General features: G+C 63.9%; 18 protein-coding genes and 1 pseudogene. 9 read left to right on the top strand and 10 right to left on the bottom strand.

What is annotated here, in order from left to right; all coding sequences use genetic code 11:
- Positions 1 to 45: 45 nt before the first annotated feature.
- A complete protein-coding gene (locus LDB26_RS20720) occupies positions 46 to 2,499 on the top strand; it encodes a Tn3 family transposase (protein ID WP_257542281.1) in 2,454 nt (817 codons plus the stop codon).
- 18 nt (positions 2,500 to 2,517) lie between these two features.
- Here LDB26_RS20720 and LDB26_RS20715 read toward each other — a convergent pair whose 3' ends face one another.
- The gene (locus LDB26_RS20715; protein WP_001389365.1) at positions 2,518 to 3,282 is read right to left on the bottom strand and encodes an IS6-like element IS6100 family transposase; all 765 of its coding nucleotides are present in this window, start codon (positions 3,280 to 3,282) and stop codon (positions 2,518 to 2,520) included.
- A 126-nt stretch (positions 3,283 to 3,408) separates the two neighbouring features.
- Between LDB26_RS20715 and LDB26_RS20710 the strand changes: the two genes are divergently transcribed.
- The 4 genes and pseudogenes from LDB26_RS20710 to LDB26_RS20695 form a co-directional block, all read left to right on the top strand.
- Positions 3,409 to 3,846, top strand: coding sequence for a DUF411 domain-containing protein (locus tag LDB26_RS20710; protein ID WP_007683347.1), 438 nt, complete (start codon positions 3,409 to 3,411; stop codon positions 3,844 to 3,846).
- A 384-nt stretch (positions 3,847 to 4,230) separates the two neighbouring features.
- Positions 4,231 to 4,494 (top strand): type II toxin-antitoxin system RelB/DinJ family antitoxin, encoded by a 264-nt coding sequence (locus tag LDB26_RS20705; protein WP_004212689.1) that lies wholly within the window; start codon positions 4,231 to 4,233, stop codon positions 4,492 to 4,494.
- The gene (locus LDB26_RS20700) at positions 4,481 to 4,762 is read left to right on the top strand and encodes a type II toxin-antitoxin system YafQ family toxin (protein ID WP_004212690.1); all 282 of its coding nucleotides are present in this window, start codon (positions 4,481 to 4,483) and stop codon (positions 4,760 to 4,762) included. Before LDB26_RS20705 ends, LDB26_RS20700 begins: the two co-directional genes overlap by 14 nt.
- 401 nt (positions 4,763 to 5,163) lie before the next feature.
- Positions 5,164 to 5,478, top strand: a pseudogene (locus tag LDB26_RS20695) (CorA family divalent cation transporter); the annotation flags it as partial.
- Between the two features lie 62 nt (positions 5,479 to 5,540).
- On the opposite strand, the gene LDB26_RS20690 reads toward LDB26_RS20695, so the two are convergent.
- The 9 genes from LDB26_RS20690 to LDB26_RS20650 all read right to left on the bottom strand — a co-directional run bounded on the left by LDB26_RS20690 (position 5,541) and on the right by LDB26_RS20650 (position 13,216).
- The gene (locus LDB26_RS20690) at positions 5,541 to 5,948 is read right to left on the bottom strand and encodes a response regulator (RefSeq protein WP_007683354.1); all 408 of its coding nucleotides are present in this window, start codon (positions 5,946 to 5,948) and stop codon (positions 5,541 to 5,543) included.
- Between the two features lie 81 nt (positions 5,949 to 6,029).
- The gene (locus LDB26_RS20685) at positions 6,030 to 6,653 is read right to left on the bottom strand and encodes a response regulator transcription factor (protein WP_007683357.1); all 624 of its coding nucleotides are present in this window, start codon (positions 6,651 to 6,653) and stop codon (positions 6,030 to 6,032) included.
- Positions 6,643 to 8,178 (bottom strand): nitrogen regulation protein NR(II), encoded by a 1,536-nt coding sequence (locus tag LDB26_RS20680; RefSeq protein ID WP_007683359.1) that lies wholly within the window; start codon positions 8,176 to 8,178, stop codon positions 6,643 to 6,645. The genes LDB26_RS20685 and LDB26_RS20680 overlap by 11 nt, the downstream gene beginning before the upstream one ends.
- 58 nt (positions 8,179 to 8,236) lie before the next feature.
- On the bottom strand, positions 8,237 to 8,710 hold the full coding sequence (locus LDB26_RS20675) for a DUF305 domain-containing protein (protein WP_007683361.1): 474 nt from the start codon (positions 8,708 to 8,710) through the stop codon (positions 8,237 to 8,239).
- A gap of 90 nt (positions 8,711 to 8,800) precedes the next feature.
- A complete protein-coding gene (locus LDB26_RS20670; protein WP_007683363.1) occupies positions 8,801 to 9,949 on the bottom strand; it encodes a copper resistance protein B in 1,149 nt (382 codons plus the stop codon).
- Complete coding sequence (locus tag LDB26_RS20665) at positions 9,949 to 11,874, bottom strand: copper resistance system multicopper oxidase (RefSeq protein ID WP_007683365.1); 1,926 nt, start codon at positions 11,872 to 11,874, stop codon at positions 9,949 to 9,951. Before LDB26_RS20665 ends, LDB26_RS20670 begins: the two co-directional genes overlap by 1 nt.
- 66 nt (positions 11,875 to 11,940) lie before the next feature.
- Complete coding sequence (locus LDB26_RS20660; RefSeq protein ID WP_007683367.1) at positions 11,941 to 12,507, bottom strand: RNA polymerase sigma factor; 567 nt, start codon at positions 12,505 to 12,507, stop codon at positions 11,941 to 11,943.
- Positions 12,504 to 12,944: a periplasmic heavy metal sensor gene (locus LDB26_RS20655; protein ID WP_007683368.1), complete on the bottom strand. Its 441-nt coding sequence runs from the start codon at positions 12,942 to 12,944 to the stop codon at positions 12,504 to 12,506. The genes LDB26_RS20660 and LDB26_RS20655 overlap by 4 nt, the downstream gene beginning before the upstream one ends.
- Positions 12,944 to 13,216, bottom strand: coding sequence for a hypothetical protein (locus tag LDB26_RS20650; protein WP_007683370.1), 273 nt, complete (start codon positions 13,214 to 13,216; stop codon positions 12,944 to 12,946). Before LDB26_RS20650 ends, LDB26_RS20655 begins: the two co-directional genes overlap by 1 nt.
- Positions 13,217 to 13,349: 133 nt before the next feature.
- Here LDB26_RS20650 and copC point away from each other — a divergent pair, with 133 nt between their 5' ends.
- The 4 genes from copC (at position 13,350) to cueR (ending at position 17,823) form a co-directional block, all read left to right on the top strand.
- The gene (gene copC / locus LDB26_RS20645) at positions 13,350 to 13,727 is read left to right on the top strand and encodes a copper homeostasis periplasmic binding protein CopC (RefSeq protein ID WP_007683372.1); all 378 of its coding nucleotides are present in this window, start codon (positions 13,350 to 13,352) and stop codon (positions 13,725 to 13,727) included.
- 4 nt (positions 13,728 to 13,731) lie between these two features.
- A complete protein-coding gene (copD, locus tag LDB26_RS20640) occupies positions 13,732 to 14,676 on the top strand; it encodes a copper homeostasis membrane protein CopD (protein ID WP_007683373.1) in 945 nt (314 codons plus the stop codon).
- Between the two features lie 394 nt (positions 14,677 to 15,070).
- On the top strand, positions 15,071 to 17,428 hold the full coding sequence (locus tag LDB26_RS20635) for a heavy metal translocating P-type ATPase (protein WP_007683374.1): 2,358 nt from the start codon (positions 15,071 to 15,073) through the stop codon (positions 17,426 to 17,428).
- The gene (gene cueR / locus LDB26_RS20630) at positions 17,425 to 17,823 is read left to right on the top strand and encodes a Cu(I)-responsive transcriptional regulator (RefSeq protein WP_004212744.1); all 399 of its coding nucleotides are present in this window, start codon (positions 17,425 to 17,427) and stop codon (positions 17,821 to 17,823) included. The genes LDB26_RS20635 and cueR overlap by 4 nt, the downstream gene beginning before the upstream one ends.
- Positions 17,824 to 17,832: the final 9 nt, after the last annotated feature.

The raw sequence follows: 17,832 nt of genomic DNA, 5'->3' as shown, positions 1-17,832 counted from the left end.
GCCCATGCGAGGAACGACGTTCCGCTCCGATAAGGGAGCGGCGTTATGAGCCTTGGCGTTTCGAGTGGGGATCTGATCGGCTCCTGGAGCCTGAGTTTTTCGGACATCGCGTTCGTGACCGGCAAAGCGGAGACGGCACGACTGGGATTGGCGGTTCAGCTTAGATTTTTCGCCGGGCATGGCTTCTTTGTGCCGGATCATGCGTCGATACCCTCCGACGGTGTCTTGTATCTGGCGGAGCAACTTGGTCTCGATGCCAAATCCGTGAACCACTATGATTTTTCCGGGCGCACCGCCCGCCGGCATTGCGCGGAGATTTTGCGGCATCTCGGGTTCCGCCGTATGACGCAGACGGATCGCAGGGCGTTGTCGAGGTGGATTTCCGACGATCTTTGTGCGGGCGGGCAGCCGATCAATGCCATGCTCGAGCATGTTTTCCTGTGGTGCCGCGACCGCCGTATCTATGGGCCGTCGCGCAAGGAGCTGGAACGCCTCGTCCGTTCGCAACGACACCTCTATCTGGAGGCCCTGTTGGCCCGAGTCCGCGATCGGCTTGCGCCGGATGCGGTCGCCTTGCTGGAAGCCTCGCTCGCCGATCCCGATGGCCCGACCGGCTTCAACACGATGAAGGGGGATGCAGGTCAGGCGACGCTCGAAAACATTCTTGGCGTGACCGCCAAACTCGCCTTTATCCAACGGCTTGCTCTTCCCCGAGATTTCCTATCGGTCACGGGCAAGGCATGGGTCGATCAGATCGTTCGCCGGGTTGCCGGCGAGAAAGCCTCGGAGATGCGCCGGCATGTACCGGCGCGCCAGCTCGGGCTCTATGCCGTTTATCTGATGGCGCGGGAAGCTCAGCTTACGGATGCGATGGTCGACCTGCTGATCGAGACGGTCCATAAGATCGGATCGCGCTCGAAACGCAAGGTGGTGGGCGATATCGCGAAAGACATCGAGCGGGTCTATGGCAAGGAGCGACTCCTGGTCGAGATTGCCAGCGCTTCGATCGACGATCCATCCGGGCGCATCTGCGATGTCATTTTCCCAATCGCCGGCAAGGACAAACTGGCGGCGATCATCAAGGAAAGCCAGGCAAAGGGCGCCTTGGATCGGCGGATCTACAAGGTGATGCGGAGGTCATGGGCCAATCATTATCGCCGTATGCTGCCAAGCCTGCTTTCGGCACTGGAGTTCCGGTCGAACAACGCCGTGTGGCGTCCGGTGCTGGCGGCCCTGGACTGGATCAGAAGCAAAGTGGATGATGGATGCCGCTACGTGCCGCCGCACGCAGTGCCGGTCGACGAGGTCATTCCGGCGAGATGGCGCAGTTCCGTCATTGATGAAGAGGGGCGCGTAAACCGGATCAGTTATGAGCTTTGTGTCCTCGCGCAACTGCGCGATCGCATCCGTTCTAAGGAAATCTGGGTTGTCGGGGCGGACCGATACCGCAATCCCGATGACGATCTTCCCAAGGACTTCGATGCGCGGCGAGAAGCATATTACACAGGATTGAACCTGACGGCGGATGCGCGTGCATTTTCAAGCGCCATCCGGGAAGAGCTTGCTCAGGAACTGTTGCTCCTCAATGCCAATATTCCCCGGAACGACAAGGTTCGGCTGCTGTGGCGCGGCGAGAACCGTATATCTCTCACCCCGTTCAAACCCTTGCCCGAACCCAGGGGTCTCGCCTCGATCAAGACCGAGATCGGCCAACGCTGGCCGATGACCGGGCTGCTCGACGTACTGAAGGAGGCTGCCCTTGATACGGGACTTCTCGAAGCGTTCGAAACATCGGCCTCGCGTGTTGCACTGCCGAAAACCGCGCTGGATCAACGTCTCCTGCTATGCCTCTACGGCCTGGGAACGAATGCCGGGCTCAAGCGGATCGCCGGCGCCACCCCCGATGTCAGCTATGAAGAGCTGCTGCATGTCCATCGCCGCTTCGTTCATGCCGCGGCGCTCAAGGAGGCGTGTGCCAGGGTTGCGAATGCGACCCTGGCAATCCGCAATGCTGCAGTCTGGGGGGACGCCGGCACGGCCTGTGCGTCAGATTCCACAAAGTTCGGAGCCTGGGATCGCAACCTGATGACGGAATGGCATGCGCGTTATGGTGGACGGGGCGTCATGATCTACTGGCATGTCGAACGACGCGCGACATGCGTCTATTCCCAGCTCAAGCGCTGCTCTTCCTCCGAGGTCGCCTCCATGATCGAGGGCGTGCTGCGCCATTGCACCGACATGGAAATCCAGCGACAATATGTTGATAGTCATGGCCAAAGCGCGGTTGGCTTTGCATTTTGCCGGCTTCTCGGATTTGAGCTTGCACCCCGCCTGAAAGCGATCGCTCGCCAGAAGCTGGCTCTTCCCGATGTCGGCATGCGAACGCGGCTTCCCCACTTGCAGCCGATCCTCTCCAGTCCGATCAACTGGGATGAGATCGAGCAGCAATATGACGAGATGGTCGGCTCTGTTGCAAAGATTGGCGGCAGTCAGAGGTAGGCTGTCGCTCTGCGCCGATCAGGCGGCTGCTGCGAAATGGTGGTTGAGCATGCCCATGGCCTCCGTCAGCGCCGAGGGCCCAATGCCAAAAGCTCTCTCCACAAGGCGCACCTCGCCCCTGATGCCGGGCTGCAGGCACCAGGGGCGAGCCTGTCCTTTGCGCAGGGCTCGCATGACTTCGAATCCCTTGATCGTGGCATAGGCCGTGGGGATCGATTTGAAACCGCGCACCGGCTTGATCAGTATCTTGAGCTTTCCGTGATCGGCCTCGATCACGTTATTGAGATACTTCACCTGCCGGTGGGCCGTCTCCCGGTCCAGCTTTCCTTCGCGCTTCAATTCGGTGATCGCTGCACCATAGCTCGGCGCTTTGTCGGTATTGAGCGTGGCAGGCTTTTCCCAGTGCTTCAGGCCTCGCAGGGCCTTGCCCAGGAACCGCTTCGCTGCCTTGGCGCTGCGGGTCGGCGACAGGTAGAAATCGATCGTGTCGCCCCGCTTGTCGACTGCCCGGTACAGGTAGGTCCACTTGCCCCGCACCTTGACGTAGGTTTCATCCAGGCGCCAGCTCGGATCAAAGCCACGCCGCCAGAACCAGCGCAGCCGCTTCTCCATCTCCGGGGCGTAGCACTGGACCCAGCGATAGATCGTCGTATGGTCGACCGAAATGCCGCGTTCCGCCAGCATTTCCTCAAGGTCGCGATAGCTGATCGGATAGCGACAATACCAGCGCACCGCCCACAGGATCACATCACCCTGGAAATGGCGCCACTTGAAATCCGTCATCGTTCCGTCCGTCCAATCTCCGCCAAGCATGCTCAAGCTTCACGATTTTTGCAACAGAGCCCATTGATGCGTATAGAAAAGAAGGGGCCTCTGCCCCATGCTTATCGTTCTTCCGGGAGTCATTTCATGAAGACCCGCCTATTCGTCGCCTTGCTGTTCCTCGCCATGCCCGGCGTAGCGCTTGCGGCCAGTGATATCGTCGTCCACCGGGATCCGGGATGTGGATGTTGCGAGAAGTGGGCGCAGGCCGTGCGCGCGAAGCTGGGACGCAAGGTCGTCATGCGTGACGATGCGTCGCGCAGCGAGCTTCAGCGCAAGGCCGGCATGCCCCGGACGCTGGCATCTTGCCACAGCGCGATCGTCGATGGCTATATGATCGAGGGCCATGTCCCGATATCCGACGTCAAGCGCTTGCTGGCGACCCGTCCTGCGGGCGTCAAAGGCATTGCGGTTGCGGGGATGCCGATCGGTTCGGAGGGCATGGAAGTGGCAGGCGCTGCCCGCCAACCCTATACGGTGGTGGCCTTCGGCAGCGCCGGTCAGCGAATTTTCGCCCGCCATTGATATCGCGCGGTTTGCAGCATCCTGCAGAATTGCCCGGTGGTAGAGGACCCCGCTGTCGAGTGTAGAACCTTGTGTCAAGCGAGCTGATGGCGTCCCTACCCCTACCTACACTGAAAAAGCAACGATTTGTCTTGTAAGTTGTTCGCGGTCGTCTCCCTGATTTGCCTGAATTTGGCCCAAAATGTGGGAACGATTGTGGGACCGTTTGCCCACCGAAAGTGTGAGAACGGCCCCAACATTCCCGATCAGGGCCCCGAACCGATGGCACTCACAGCATTGAAGGTGAAAAACGCGAAGCCCGGTCGCCATGTCGATAGCCGGGGCTTTGCCTGATTGCACTTTGCGTTCGCTTGCATTACATCGTCATGCAGAAAGGAAATCGACATGGCCGCAAACGCTCTTGTGCAGACCCGGATCGACGGAGCGGTGAAGGAGGAAGCCGCGACCGTGCTGGCTGCTATGGGGCTGACCGTCTCCGATGCCGTGCGCCTGATGCTGACCCGCGTTGCCCGCGACAAGGCCTTGCCGTTTGAACCGCTGGTGCCCAATGCCGAGACGATCGAGGCCATGAAGGAAGCGCGCGAGGGAAAGGGCAAGCGGTTCGCCACGGTGGTCGACCTGATGGCCGACCTCAATGCGGACGATTGAACGCTTCGGGCGGTTCAAGCGCGACTACAAGCGGGAGAAGAAGGGGCAGCACGCCAAGACGCTGGACGCTGACCTGATCCCGATCATCGAGGCGCTGGCATCCGACGAGCCGCTTGAACCGCGCCACCGCGACCATGCGCTGACCGGCGACTGGCGCGACCATCGCGATTGCCACATAAAGCCCGACCTCGTGCTGATTTACCGCAAGCCCGATGACGACACCTTGCAGCTTGTGCGCTTGGGATCGCACGCGGAATTGGGTTGGTGACGCCCGCGCATGGCGAGCTTATACGTTTGTCGGGTATGTCAGCCAGAGGCACGATTACGGGTTAGGTGTGATCAGCGAGCATCCGATGCCAACAAGCTTTTGCAGAAGACATCAATCGCAGAGATGCATTCGGCAGGCGCTGCTTGAAACAAAAATGAGGGCCATAAATCACTTTCACCCTCAAATTCTGACAAATTTGCCGTTAGTTCACGACTGGTGAGCGAGAAATGAGCCGATCGCGTTGGGCTTGAAGAGCCGACCGCTCGCTCCACCGTCGTGACCCCTACGTTGATGACCGGCGGATGCTGGCCCGGTAGACGATGCTGCCGAGAGCGACGACGACGCCCATGATGGCAAAAGATTCCATGCTCGAATGGCTCAAAAGCCAGATCGTGAGAAGGAAACCCTATTTCCGTGATTTGCTCGATCACATGCTCAGGGTTGAGAGCGCCATCACCGGCATCCGCGACATCCTGATCTCGGTGTTCGAGGCGAGTCACCTGCTCGAACAGCAGCGCCAGGGTGCGATCACGCGTCAGCTTGCCGCCTGGGCCGCGATCCTCGCGGTGCCTACCGCGATTGCCGGAATCTACGGCATGAATTTCGAGAATATGCCCGAACTGAAGACGCAATGGGGATATTTCGTCATCCTCGGCGTCATCGCTGCGGTCTGCATTGGGCTCTACATCCGGTTCAAACGTAGCCACTGGCTTTGACGGCGCAGATCGGCTTTCCACATCGCGCCGGGCTGAGGCTGCCGGGGGCCGGCCGCCATAACTCAATGCTTTCGCAGAACCTCGGCGCGGTGCCGGTCCAACGCATCGAGCAAAGCCCTGCCGATCAAAGGCTTTGCGAGAACGTGATCGAAGCCCGCCTCGGCGGCCCGCCAGGCCAGCAGCGTGTCGTGAAAGCCTGAGATCATGATGGCGCGTCCCGACCATCCGATCTCGCGAAGGTGACGCAGCATCGCGAATCCGTCGATGTCGGGCATGCGATAGTCGAGGATGACGCAGTCTGCCTCCTTCGCGCGGGGGTCGGCCAACAGCGCGTGGCCGGTCGTATATCCCCACACGGCATAGCCGCGCGATCTCAGCAGCAGCTGGAGGCCACGCCGCACGCCGGGATCGTCGTCGGAGACGAGGATGGTGTATCTGCCATCATGCTGAGTGGAACGGACCGATGGCATTGCGAGAAGCGGACACCCGTGTGACGATTGCACCATCGATCGCATATCGCGCCTCGTCCCGTCGCTACGTAGAGGTCGCAGTCACTTCGGCTTGCGGCCCATGCCCGCGGCAAAGGCGATCCGCAGGGCTTCGGACAAATTGCGGACCTCGAGCTTGGCCATCAGGCTCGCGCGATGGACCTCGACCGTTCGCGATGAACAGCCCAGGTCATAGGCGATCGTCTTATTGGGCAGGCCGTTCGCCAGCCCTTCCAGCACTTCACGCTCCCGGGGCGTCAGTGCAGCGACCCGCACGCCGGCTTCAGAGGTTTCCAGAGTGCGAAAGTCGACATCGTCGAGACGCGCGAACGCGCGGCTGACGGCGCCGAGCAGGGCCGCTTTCTCGAAGGGCTTCTCGAGAAAGTCGACCGCGCCGCCTTTCATGGCCTGCACCGCAACCGACACGTCGCCATGGCCGGTCAGGACGATGACCGGCATGTTGACCCCGCGTGCTGCCATGGCGGCCTGAACCTCGAGACCGTCCATCTCGGGCATGCGCACGTCAAGGATGACGCAGCCGACGGCCGCCGACTTCGCCTCCTTGAGAAACTCCACGCCCGAGGCATAGGTCACGACGTCGTAGCCCGCGGTCTTGAGCGCAAAGCTCGCCGCCTTGCGGATGCTCTCCTCGTCGTCGACCAGATGGATGACGCGTCTATCCCCCATGTTCCTCCTCCGCCCGCGCATGGATCAAGGTAAAATGAAAGCGGGTGCCGCCGCGGTCGGGGCGCTCCATCCAGATACGGCCGCCATGCGCTTCGATGATGGTCCGGCAGATCGAGAGGCCGAGGCCCATGCCGTCGGCCTTTGTCGAGTTGAACGCCGTGAAGAGCTGCTCGCGGATTCCGTCCGCGATGCCGGGACCGGTATCCTCCACGGTCACCTCGATCAGCCCGTCAGGGCGCAACCTGGTCGCCACCTTGAGGTCGCGAACCGGACACTCCGCCATCGCCTCGATGGCATTGCGCATCAGGTTGACCAGCACCTGCTGGATCTGCACCCTGTCGACGAGGACCAGCGTCGCGGCGGGATCGACCGCAAAGAAGCTGCGGATGCCGCGCTCGCGTGCACCGACCAGCGCGAGCTGGCTCGCCTCGGCGATGACCTGCGGCAGCTCGTGGAGGCTCTTGTCGACCTCGCCGCGGGCGACGAAATCGCGCAGGCGCCGGACGATATGGCCGGCCCGCAGCGTTTCCTGTGCCGCATCATCCATCACCGACCGTAGCGACACGAAGGGTTCGTCGTCCCGCTCGTCGAGCATGTCGCGGATCGTCTCGAGATAGAGCGCGACCGCGGCAAGCGGCTGGTTGAGCTCATGCGCGAGCGTCGAGGCCATCGTGCCCATCGCGCTCAGCCGAGAGACATGGACCAGCTCTGCCTGCAGTTCCTTGAGCCTGAGCTCATCCTGCTCCTTGGCGGTGAGATCCCGGATAAAGCCGGTGAACAACCGCTGCCCGTCTTCACCGGCCTCGCCGACCGACAGCTGCATCGGGAAGGTTGAGCCGTCGCGGCGCTGGCCGACCACGACGCGACCGAGGCCGATGATCCGGCGCTCGCCGGTCTGCAGATAATGCGCGAGATATTCGTCGTGACGGTCGCGATCGGGCTGGGGCATAAGGCAGGAGACGTTGCGGCCGACGAGCTCGGCTTCGCTGTAGCCGAACAGGCGTTGTGCCGCTGCGCTGAACGACGTGATGGCGCCGGTCTCGTCGATGATGATCATCGCATCCGGCACCGTCGCCAGAATCGATTGCAGATGCTGCTCGCGGGTCTCGATCGATGCGCGGACCGCCGCCTCGTCGGTGACATCGCGGCTGATGCAGGCGAAGCCGCGATGTGTGTCGCCTTCGAACAGTGCGGTGATCGTCAGGCGCGCCAGATATTCCGCGCCGTTCTCGCAGACCCGCCACGCTTCGCGCTCCAGCGTGCCCTCGTGAAGGGCGGCCGCCAGGTCTGCGCCTGGACGCCCCGCCGCAATCTCGTCGGGCGGGTAGAACAGGTCGTGGGGCTGTCCCAGGACGCGATCGAGCGGCCAGCATTCGGCACGCTCGCCTTCTTCATTATAGCTCAGCACCATCCCGGAAGGATCGAGCAGCGTCAGGACGTGGCCGCCAGCCTGTCGCAGGAACAGCGGCGCAAGCCGCGCCACCTCCCTGGCAATCTCGTCGGGCCCGCGCCTCGTGTAGACCATCGGCCGGCTCACACGCCCGGCCGGGCGCACGTATCCGGGCGTAGCCGGACCGTGCCACTCAGCGCCGCGCGAGTATGGCCTTCATCTCGTCGATTTCCTGCCGCTGCGAGCGCTTGATCGATTCGCAAAGCCGGATGACTTCGGGATCGCTCAGCTTTGCTTCCTGGCACATCAGGATCGCGCCGGAGTGGTGTGGGATCATCGAGCGCAGAAAGGCCGTGTCGCCGATCGTGGTCTGCGTGCGGATGAACGCGAAGCTGCCCAAGAAGGCGACCAGCGACGCGGCGATCAGCGCGATGTTGGCGGCCTTCGACGGGAACATGTGCCGCATGGCGAGGATCATGAGCACCACCATCGGTGAGACCATCATCAGCGTCATGTAGAGCATGTTGAGGTTGTTGTAGAAGCTGTCGAGCCCGTCGATCATGACGAACATCACCAGATACATGATGACGCCGCTGATGACGGTCTGGAAGGCCAGGCTCCAATAGGCGCCCATCTTCCGTGTGCTCATGTGGGACGAATGATCCATGGCGTATCTCCTTCGTTCGGCGCAGGCCGACCTGGGTCTCAGTGTAACGCCCCGCTCTCCTGTTCGCCCCCGCCATCAGCCGTCCCGATGCTAGAACCAGAAGCGGATGCCGGCGACGAAGCTGGTGGCATGGACGTCCTCGCCGGCAAGCCTCGACAGCCGCGCCGTGTCGCCGGCTTTGCGCAGATAAGAGACGCCGATATAGGGTGCGAACTGGCGGCTGAACTCATAGCGCAGGCGCGCGCCAAGCTCTATGTTGACCAGCCCCGAACCGATGTCGTTCTCCGGAATATCCTGCGCGGCGAAATTGACCTCGGCGCGCGGCTGCAAGATCAGGCGCTGGGTAATGCGCTGGTCGTAATAGCCCTCGACCCGGCCCAGAACATCGCCCTTGGTCGAGAGGAACAGCGCGCCTTCGACTTCGAACATGCCGGGAGCCAGGCCCTCGACGCCGACCGTCGCGTAAGTGCGGTCGGGCCCGCGGCCGAAGTCCTGGCGGATACCGCCCTGAAGATTGAAATAGGGGTCGATGGCCCGGCTATAGAGCACCTGCACCTCCGCGCTGTCGATGCCGCGGCCGAACTCGCCTTCGCCCTCGCTCTTGAGCCAGAGCCGGTTGATATCGCCGCCGTAAAAGCCTTCGCCATCCCAGCGATAGCCATCGCGACCGCTATGCGCTTGATACTCGAACAGGTTGAGCAGCACCTGCCCGAAATTGTTGCCGCCGCTGTCCTTCATCATGATGTCGCGTGAGCGCGCCATCTCGGCGCCGGGAAAATCACGATCGGCGAAGTGGTCGCTGGGGGGAGGCGGCGGGGGCGCATTGCCGGCCGGAAGCGCCGTGCCGGTCATTTGCATGCCGGGCATGGCGGTCTGGCCATGCTGCGAATGGTCCATCCCGGGCATGTCCGGCATCGCGCCGTCCTGATGCTGGGAGTGGTCCATGCCCGGCATGTCCGGCATCGCGGGAGACGCGGGTTGCGGCTGACCGGCCGCATCTCCCTGCGGCGCAGGACTGGCCTGGTGCTGCGAATGGTCCATCGCCGAGGTGGCGTCTGGCGCTGGTGTCTGAGCGCGCGGCCTGGCGGCGGCCTTGTCCTTCTTCTTCTCCTGCGCCGGCGGCACCTCGCCCGGCGGCGCCATGCCGGGCATGCCGTGCATTGAATGATCCTGGGCAAAGGCGGGCGCGGCAGCGAAAAGGGCGATCGCGCTCACCAGCGGCGTGAGGATGCGGGTCATTACGCGTCTCCCTTCGGACGGACGCTCACGACCCGCATCATCCCGGCATGCATGTGGTAGAGGAGATGACAGTGGAAGGCCCAGTCGCCGACCGCGTCGGCGGTGAAGTCCCAGGTCACCTTGCCGCCGGGCTGGACGATTACCGTATGCTTGCGTGGCGCATGATCGCCATGCCCCGTCACCAGCTCGAAAAAATGCCCGTGAATATGGATCGGATGCCCCATCATCGTGTCGTTGATGAGATTGACGCGCACCCGCTCGCCTTCGATGAAGGGGATCGGCTCGTGATGGTCCGACATTTTTTCGCCGTCGAACGACCACATGAACCGCTCCATGTTGCCGGTGAGGTGAATGTCGATGCTGCGGCTCGGCGCGCGCACGTCCGGATTGCGATCGAGCGCCATCAGGTCCCTGTAGACAAGCACCTTGTGGCCGACGTCGGCGAGGCCCTGGCCGGGCTCGCCGGTGCGGTCGACGGGCATCGGCGAGATGGTCTGGACGCTCGGGTCGCGCTTCACCTGCGGCGCGTTCGAGAAGTCTCGCATCTTCATCGACCCCATCGCGTGCCCGCCATGGTCCATGCCCGCCATCTGGCCATCGGCGCCCATCGCGCCGTGGTCCATCCCGCTCATCGCGGAATGATCCATCCCCGAATGATCCATGCCTGCCATGGCGCTATTGTCCATGGTCGCCATCGCTGCCGCCGCGCCGGTCGCGAGGCGCGCGGACGCGTTCTTCTCGGCCGTCGGATCGACGCCCCGCATAGCGCCGCCCGACATGTCCATGCCTTCCATGCCCGGCATCGAGGACATGTCCATGCCCATGTCCTTCATGTCGGCGAGCGGCCGTTTGCGTAAGGGGGGAACCTCGCCGGCCATGCCGGCGCGCGGCGCGAGCGTGGCACGCGCCATGCCCGAGCGGTCGATCGCCTCGCCGACAAGGGTGTAGGCCTTGTCATCGCCTGGGCTGACAACGACGTCGTAGGTCTCGGCAACACCAACCTGGAACTCGTCGACGGTGACCGGCACCACATTCTGCCCGTCGGCCTGGACGATGGTCAGCGGCAGGCCGGGGATGCGGACGTTGAAGGTGGTCATCGCCGACGCATTGATGACCCGCAGCCGCACCCGTTCGCCCGGGGTGAAGAGCGCGGTCCAGTTGTCCATCGGACCATGGCCGTTGACGAGATAGGTGTAGGTGGATCCGGTCACATCGGAGATGTCGGCCGGGTCCATCCGCATCTGGCCCCAGTCGAGCCGGTCCTTGAGCGGCTGATCCTTGCCCGACAGGAGCCCGGCCAGGGTCTGGCGCTGGAAATTGAAATGGCCGGGGTTGACCTTGAGGCGCCGGAAGATCGCCTGCGGCGAGAGCGCGCTGTGATCGGCGAGCACGATGACATGCTCGCGGTCATAGGCGACCGGATCGGCACCGGCGGGATCGATGATGATCGGGCCGTAATGGCCTTCCTGTTCCTGCAGGCCTGAATGGCTGTGGTACCAGTAGGTGCCGCTTTGCACGACGGAGAACTGGTAGAGGTAGTTCGAGCCCGGCTTGATGCCCGGAAAAGACACGCCCGGCACACCGTCCATATTGGCCGGCAGGATCAGCCCGTGCCAGTGGATCGAGCTGTCCTCCTCCAGCTGATTGATGACGTTGAGCCGCACGCGCTGGCCCTCGCGCAGCCGGATCAGCGGGGCGGGGACCGTGCCGTTGAGGCCGATTGCCCGGAACTTGCGCCCGTCGATGGTCATCGACTGCCGGGCGATGGTGAGCGTAATGTCTTCGCCCGACACGGTCGGCAGCGTCGGTCGCATCCCCGGCGAGATCGTCTGCGCCCAGGCCGGCAGCCAGGCTGACAATGCTGCGCCGCCGCCGGCGAGGGCCGCGCCGCGGAGGAACTGGCGGCGGTCGAGAGCAGAAATCATTCGGTTGTCTCAGCTTTAAGAAAGAGGGCGTACCTATTGGGAATACGCAGCATGGCCTCATCCCCCTCAAACTTTCTTTAATATTTCCGAAAGGCGTGCCCTAGCTCGATAGAGGCGCGTTTCGACCGCCTTCTGGCTGATCCCGAGAATTTCGGCGGTTTCAGCTTCCGATTTCTCGTCGATCGTACGCAAAATAAGCGTGTCCTTGAGGGAAGACGGCAGGGCAGCAATCGCTTTCATTGCTTGCGCGAGCTGCTGTTCGGCCCCGATCGCCTGATCGGGCAGCGGTGCGTCGTCGGCGACGCCGTCCGCCTCGCCGAGCGGTAGGGCTAGGGCAAAGAAATTTCGAACCGCTCGCCGACGCCGCCAGTCATGGCATTTGTTGATGACAATCCGGGACATCCAGACCTGGAAGGGTCGGGTTACGTCATAGCGGTTGAGTGCGGCAAAGGCCGCGACGAAGCTCGCCTGGGTGACATCCAATGCCTCATCCATAGATCCGACATGGCTGCGCACGAGCCGGTGAACCCAACCTTGATGCCGGCGGACCAGCTCGCCATAGGCCGCTTGCCGGCCTCCAAGCGCCAGAGCCGCGAGCTCCCCGTCCGAGCAGTCGGGGAGGCACGCGGTCATTCGGATTTGGCCGTCAGCGCTTTCACCACGGCGTCGTCGAATTTGTCCGTCTGATCCGGGCGCAGCACGGCCCGCATCGCGAAGATATGCTCAAGTGTTTCTTTCTGCAGCGCGCCCATGGCCTGGTGCGAGCGATCCACCGCAGTTGCGACTTGCGGGCCATAGCCATGCTCCGCTTCGATCGCTTCCGCGAGACGCGCATTGTCGGCGCGCAATTCGGCCTCCAGCGCTTGACGCCGGATCGCGTAGTTCTTCTCGATTGTCTCGAGTCGGCTGTGTTGCGCTGAATTCAGCTTCAGATCGCGATGGAGCAGCTCGTGCAGCTCATTTTCGACCGGGCGCACTGGAACCACATAGACGCGGCCAATGACAACGCCAGCGATCGCCGCGGCGAAGGTCACCAGGACGAGGAGCAGGAGCCGGCGGCGGTCGCGCATCACTGCGAGCTCAGCAGCGTCGAGGGCGCAAGCGCGAGCCGAGCATCGAAGGGCGATAGCGGTTTGGCATCAGCAGACCGTGTCGAAACTGCCGAGCCGGCAATTCCGATGAACAGCGCGGTTGCGGCCGCGATGCCGAACGTCATAGCGCCAAGGCTTGGTATGGCCCGGATGCGCGCTATTTCCGCCATGACCCGGCTTTCCAGGCCGCCGAGCCTGGGATCGAGAGGCGCATCGCGCAACCGCGAGAGCAGGTGGTCAAGTTCATCCATGGTGCTTCTCCGTCTTCATCCATCAATACGCACGATGGTCCAGGAACCCTTGCTGTAGATTGAAAAGAATAATTGCGAGGGGTGGGGGCTCGGGCTGCGTATTGTCTCATGGGATCTACAGGAGAATGTTCCAATGCGTTTCTTTTCGCCTCTCGCAGTTATCGCCGCCGTCGGCCTGAGTGTTTCTGCTCCGGCCTACGCGCATCCCAAGCTTGTGTCCTCGACGCCCGCCGCGAACGCCAGCGTCTCGGCGCCGTCGCGTATAACGCTCACCTTCAGTGAAGGTCTGATGCCGAAGCTGTCGGGCGCCGAGATCGTGATGACCGGCATGCCCGGCATGCCCAACCACCGCATGGCGGTAACCGGCTTCAAGACGTCCGTCGAAGGCGACAAGACGCTCGTGCTGACGCTCGCCAAGCCGCTCATGGCGGGCAGCTATCAGGTCGCCTGGCACGTCGTCTCGACCGACACGCACCGCATCCAGGGCAATCTCGCCTTTACCGTCAAGTGACGCCATGAACGACGTGGCACTCGTCGCCGTCCGCTGGGCGCTCTACGTCGATCTCGGCCTGTTGTTCGGCCTGCCGCTGTTCGCGCTCTATGCGCCCGGCGGCGGCCGGATGGTACAGCGGCATCTGCCGATGGTAGCAATGGTGGCCGGTCTCGCCTGTCTCGCCCTCCTGCTGTCGGCGCTGGGGTTCGCGTTGCAGGCAGCGGCCATGACCGGGCTGCCGCTCACCCAGCCTGATCTTTCCATGGTCGCAGAGCTGTTCAACGGCACGTCCATGGGAACGGCGCTGAAGGCGCGCCTCGTCGCGCTCCTCGTTCTTCTGCTCTCCATCCCCTTCTATCGCCGGCAATCCCGTCCTGCCTTCATCGCCTCCACTCTGGCAGGCGCGGTCGCACTCGCGACCCTCGCCTGGAGCGGGCATGGCGCGGCCGGCGAAGGCGAGGCGGGCTGGCTGCAACTGGGGGCCGATCTCATCCATCTGCTCGCCGCGGGCGCCTGGGTCGGCGCGCTTGCCGCATTCCTTGCGCTGGTTCTTACCAGGCTCGCAACCGATGATCTCGCCACTGAAGACATGGACCGGGTCATGCTCGCCGAGGAAGCGCTGCGGGGCTTCTCCTTCGTCGGCACGATCATCGTCGCCCTGCTGATCCTGACCGGGACGGTGAACGGCTGGTTCCTGGTCGGCCCGGGCAACATCGCGTCTCTCGGGCAGTCGACCTACGGCCTGCTGCTCATCGCCAAGCTGCTGCTCTTCGCCGGCATGCTGGGCCTGGCCGCGCTCAACCGTTATCGCCTGACCCCGGCACTTGCGCAGGCGATCGAGGAAGAGGACGCGCCACGGGCGCAGGCGCTGCTGCGCGCGAGCCTCGTCGTCGAAGGCGGTCTTGCGATCGTCATTCTCGGGCTGGTCGCCTGGCTGGGGACACTGTCGCCACCCATGTCGATGTAGTTTATCGTTTCGAACGCCTCGCGTTGGGAGAAGCCAATGCAATCGTACACCCCGCCGCGCGGGACTGGATCGACGAAAGACTATGATCGCGCGATCCGCCTGTGGGCGCGGGAGAAGCGGTGGCGTGCCGCCATGCTTGCCATGCTGCGCCCGGATTGGCGCCTGGTAATCGCCGATTATGGCCGCCAGCACGGGTCTCATGCGGCTCGCCTTCCGCCTGACCGTGCAGCGGCTCGATGGCATCGACGATACCCAGCCCAATGCCGACGGCGTGCTCCCCGGCCTGATGGCGGCCAAGCGAACGGGCCCGCCGATTTGGCCACTTAGGCGATTACGTATTGACCCTGACACGGTGTCAGACCCTAGATCGTCAGGCGTCGAAAGGAGCGAGGCGATGAACGAGACACATGGAGCGGCGCATGGCGGCGGTTGCTGCGGCGGCCACGGCACCGCTAAAGCGGCGACCGGCGTCAAGGACCCGGTCTGCGGCATGACCGTCGACCCGGCGACCACGGCGCATCACGCCGAGCATAGCGGTGAAAGCTATCATTTCTGCAGCGCGGGCTGCCGGACCAAATTCATCGCCGATCCCGAGCGCTATCTCGGCCCGCCGACGCCGCCGGTCGCGGCGCCCGAAGGCACGATCTGGACCTGCCCGATGCATCCCGAGATCCGCCAGGACCATCCCGGGTCCTGTCCGATCTGCGGCATGGCGCTCGAACCCGCGACCGTGACCGCCGACAGCGGCCCCAGCCACGAGCTAGTCGATTTCACGCGGCGCTTCTGGGTCGGCCTCGTGCTGGCTCTCCCGGTGCTGATCCTCGAGATGGGCGCGCATGTCTTTCCCGCGATCCATCGCCTCGTGCCGATGTCTATCTCGGTATGGATCCAGTTCGTGCTGGCGACACCCGTCGTGCTGTGGGCGGGCTGGCCGTTCTTCGAGCGTGGCTGGGCCTCGCTCAAGACCCGCAACTTCAACATGTTCACCCTGATCGCGATGGGGACCGGGGTCGCCTGGATCTACAGCGTCATCGCGACGCTCGCGCCTCAGCTGTTCCCGCCGGCCTTCCGCGGCGAGGACGGCATGGTTGCCGTCTATTTCGAGGCGGCCGCGGTGATCACCGTCCTCGTGCTGCTCGGCCAGATGCTCGAACTGCGCGCGCGGGAACGCACCTCGGGCGCGATCAAGGCGCTGCTCAACCTTGCACCAAAGACCGCGCGCCGGATCGGTTCTGATGGGAACGAAGAGGAAATCAGCCTTGATCTGGTTGCGGTGGGCGACCGCCTGCGGGTGCGGCCGGGCGAGAAGGTGCCGGTCGACGGCGTAGTCGAGGACGGCCGCTCCTCGCTCGACGAGTCGATGGTCACCGGCGAATCCATGCCCGTCACCAAGGCAAAGGCCGACACAGTGATCGGCGGCACGCTCAACCAGACCGGTGCGCTGGTGATCGTCGCCGACAAGGTCGGCCGCGATACCATGCTCGCACGCATCGTCCAGATGGTCGCTGAGGCGCAGCGCTCGCGCGCGCCGATCCAGCGCATGGCCGATCAGGTGTCGGGCTGGTTTGTGCCCGTGGTCATCGCGGTCGCGGCCGTCGCGTTCATCGCCTGGGGCATCTGGGGTCCCGAGCCGCGCTTCGCCTATGGGCTGGTGGCGGCGGTCGCCGTGCTGATCATCGCCTGTCCCTGCGCACTGGGGCTGGCAACGCCGATGTCGATCATGGTCGGGGTCGGCCGCGGCGCCGGGCTCGGTGTCCTCATCAAAAATGCCGAAGCACTCGAGCATATGGAGAAGGTCGACACTCTCGTCGTCGACAAGACAGGCACGCTGACCGAAGGCCGGCCTGCCGTCACCCAGGTCGTGCCGGCGCCCGGCTTCGACGAAGCCGAGCTGCTGCGTCTTGCCGCCTCGGTCGAGCGGGCGTCCGAGCATCCGCTCGCGTTGGCAATCGTCGAGGCCGCGAAGGATCGCGGCATCGTCACGAGCGACGTCATCGACTTCGACTCGCCGACCGGGCGCGGCGCGCTCGGCACGGTCGAAGGGCGGCGCATCGTCCTCGGCAATGCGCAGTTCCTTGCCGACGAAGGGGTTGCGACCGATGCGCTCGCCAGCCAGGCCGACGCGCTGCGCCGGGATGGCGCCACCGCGATCTTCATCGGGGTCGACGGCACAGTCGGCGGCGCCTTCGCGATCGCCGATCCGGTGAAGGCCACGACACCAGAAGCGCTCGCCGCGCTCAAGGCGGAGGGCATTCGCGTGGTCATGCTGACCGGCGACAACCGCACGACCGCGGAAGCGGTCGCCCGACGCCTGGGCATCGACGAGGTCGAAGCCGAGGTGCTGCCCGATCAGAAGAGCGCCGTGGTCGCCAGGTTCAAGCGCGAGGGGCGGGTCGTCGCCATGGCCGGCGACGGTGTCAACGACGCCCCCGCGTTGGCCGCCGCCGACGTCGGCATCGCCATGGGTTCCGGCACCGACGTCGCGATCGAGAGCGCTGGCGTCACGCTGCTCAAGGGCGACCTGACTGGCATCGTCCGGGCGCGGCGGCTCAGCCAAGCGACCATGTCGAACATCCGCCAGAATCTCGTCTTCGCCTTCATCTACAATGTCGCGGGCGTGCCCGTAGCGGCGGGTGCGCTCTATCCGCTGTTCGGTATTCTGCTCTCGCCCATTATCGCGGCGGCGGCGATGGCGCTCTCTTCGGTGAGCGTGGTCACCAACGCGCTGCGCCTCAACCGGAAAGCACTGTGAACATCGGCGAGACGTCACGGCAGAGCGGCGTCTCTGAGCGGATGATCCGCCATTATGAAAAGATCGGCCTCATCCCGGCGCCGGCGCGTCGGGGTGCTGGCTATCGTGACTATGGCGAGCGCGACCTCCATCGCCTCCGGTTTATCGCCAATGCCCGCGATCTCGGCTTCCCGATCGAGGAGATCCGCACGTTGCTCAGCCTTTGGGCCAATACCGGCCGTGCCAGCGCGGAGGTGAAGCGGCTTGCCCTTGCCCGCGCCGATGAGTTTCAGCGCAAAGCCGAGGCGTTGACGGCGCTGCGCGACACGCTAATCGACCTGGCCGAGCGCTGCCAAGGCGACGAGCGGCCGGATTGTCCGATCATCGCCGAACTGGCCGCGGCCCGATCCGCATAGCATCCGGCA

This window comes from Sphingobium sp. CFD-1, from assembly GCF_024611115.1.
Classification (GTDB): Bacteria; Pseudomonadota; Alphaproteobacteria; order Sphingomonadales; family Sphingomonadaceae; genus Sphingobium; species Sphingobium baderi_A.
Note: the sequence above shows the minus strand (reverse complement) of the source record. Positions and strands in the feature narration are given on the sequence as shown.

Coding starts and splice junctions, on each gene's coding strand:
- copD (WP_007683373.1), top strand. CDS start 13,732: ATGAACGACGTGGCACTCGTCGCCGTCCGCTGGGCGCTCTACGTCGAT.
- LDB26_RS20680 (WP_007683359.1), bottom strand. CDS start 8,178: ATGGTCTACACGAGGCGCGGGCCCGACGAGATTGCCAGGGAGGTGGCG.
- LDB26_RS20720 (WP_257542281.1), top strand. CDS start 46: ATGAGCCTTGGCGTTTCGAGTGGGGATCTGATCGGCTCCTGGAGCCTG.
- LDB26_RS20670 (WP_007683363.1), bottom strand. CDS start 9,949: ATGACCCGCATCCTCACGCCGCTGGTGAGCGCGATCGCCCTTTTCGCT.
- LDB26_RS20675 (WP_007683361.1), bottom strand. CDS start 8,710: ATGGATCATTCGTCCCACATGAGCACACGGAAGATGGGCGCCTATTGG.
- LDB26_RS20710 (WP_007683347.1), top strand. CDS start 3,409: ATGAAGACCCGCCTATTCGTCGCCTTGCTGTTCCTCGCCATGCCCGGC.
- LDB26_RS20635 (WP_007683374.1), top strand. CDS start 15,071: ATGAACGAGACACATGGAGCGGCGCATGGCGGCGGTTGCTGCGGCGGC.
- LDB26_RS20650 (WP_007683370.1), bottom strand. CDS start 13,216: ATGGATGAACTTGACCACCTGCTCTCGCGGTTGCGCGATGCGCCTCTC.
- LDB26_RS20685 (WP_007683357.1), bottom strand. CDS start 6,653: ATGGGGGATAGACGCGTCATCCATCTGGTCGACGACGAGGAGAGCATC.
- LDB26_RS20690 (WP_007683354.1), bottom strand. CDS start 5,948: ATGCCATCGGTCCGTTCCACTCAGCATGATGGCAGATACACCATCCTC.
- LDB26_RS20665 (WP_007683365.1), bottom strand. CDS start 11,874: ATGATTTCTGCTCTCGACCGCCGCCAGTTCCTCCGCGGCGCGGCCCTC.
- LDB26_RS20655 (WP_007683368.1), bottom strand. CDS start 12,944: ATGCGCGACCGCCGCCGGCTCCTGCTCCTCGTCCTGGTGACCTTCGCC.
- LDB26_RS20715 (WP_001389365.1), bottom strand. CDS start 3,282: ATGACGGATTTCAAGTGGCGCCATTTCCAGGGTGATGTGATCCTGTGG.
- LDB26_RS20660 (WP_007683367.1), bottom strand. CDS start 12,507: ATGACCGCGTGCCTCCCCGACTGCTCGGACGGGGAGCTCGCGGCTCTG.
- LDB26_RS20705 (WP_004212689.1), top strand. CDS start 4,231: ATGGCCGCAAACGCTCTTGTGCAGACCCGGATCGACGGAGCGGTGAAG.
- LDB26_RS20700 (WP_004212690.1), top strand. CDS start 4,481: ATGCGGACGATTGAACGCTTCGGGCGGTTCAAGCGCGACTACAAGCGG.
- copC (WP_007683372.1), top strand. CDS start 13,350: ATGCGTTTCTTTTCGCCTCTCGCAGTTATCGCCGCCGTCGGCCTGAGT.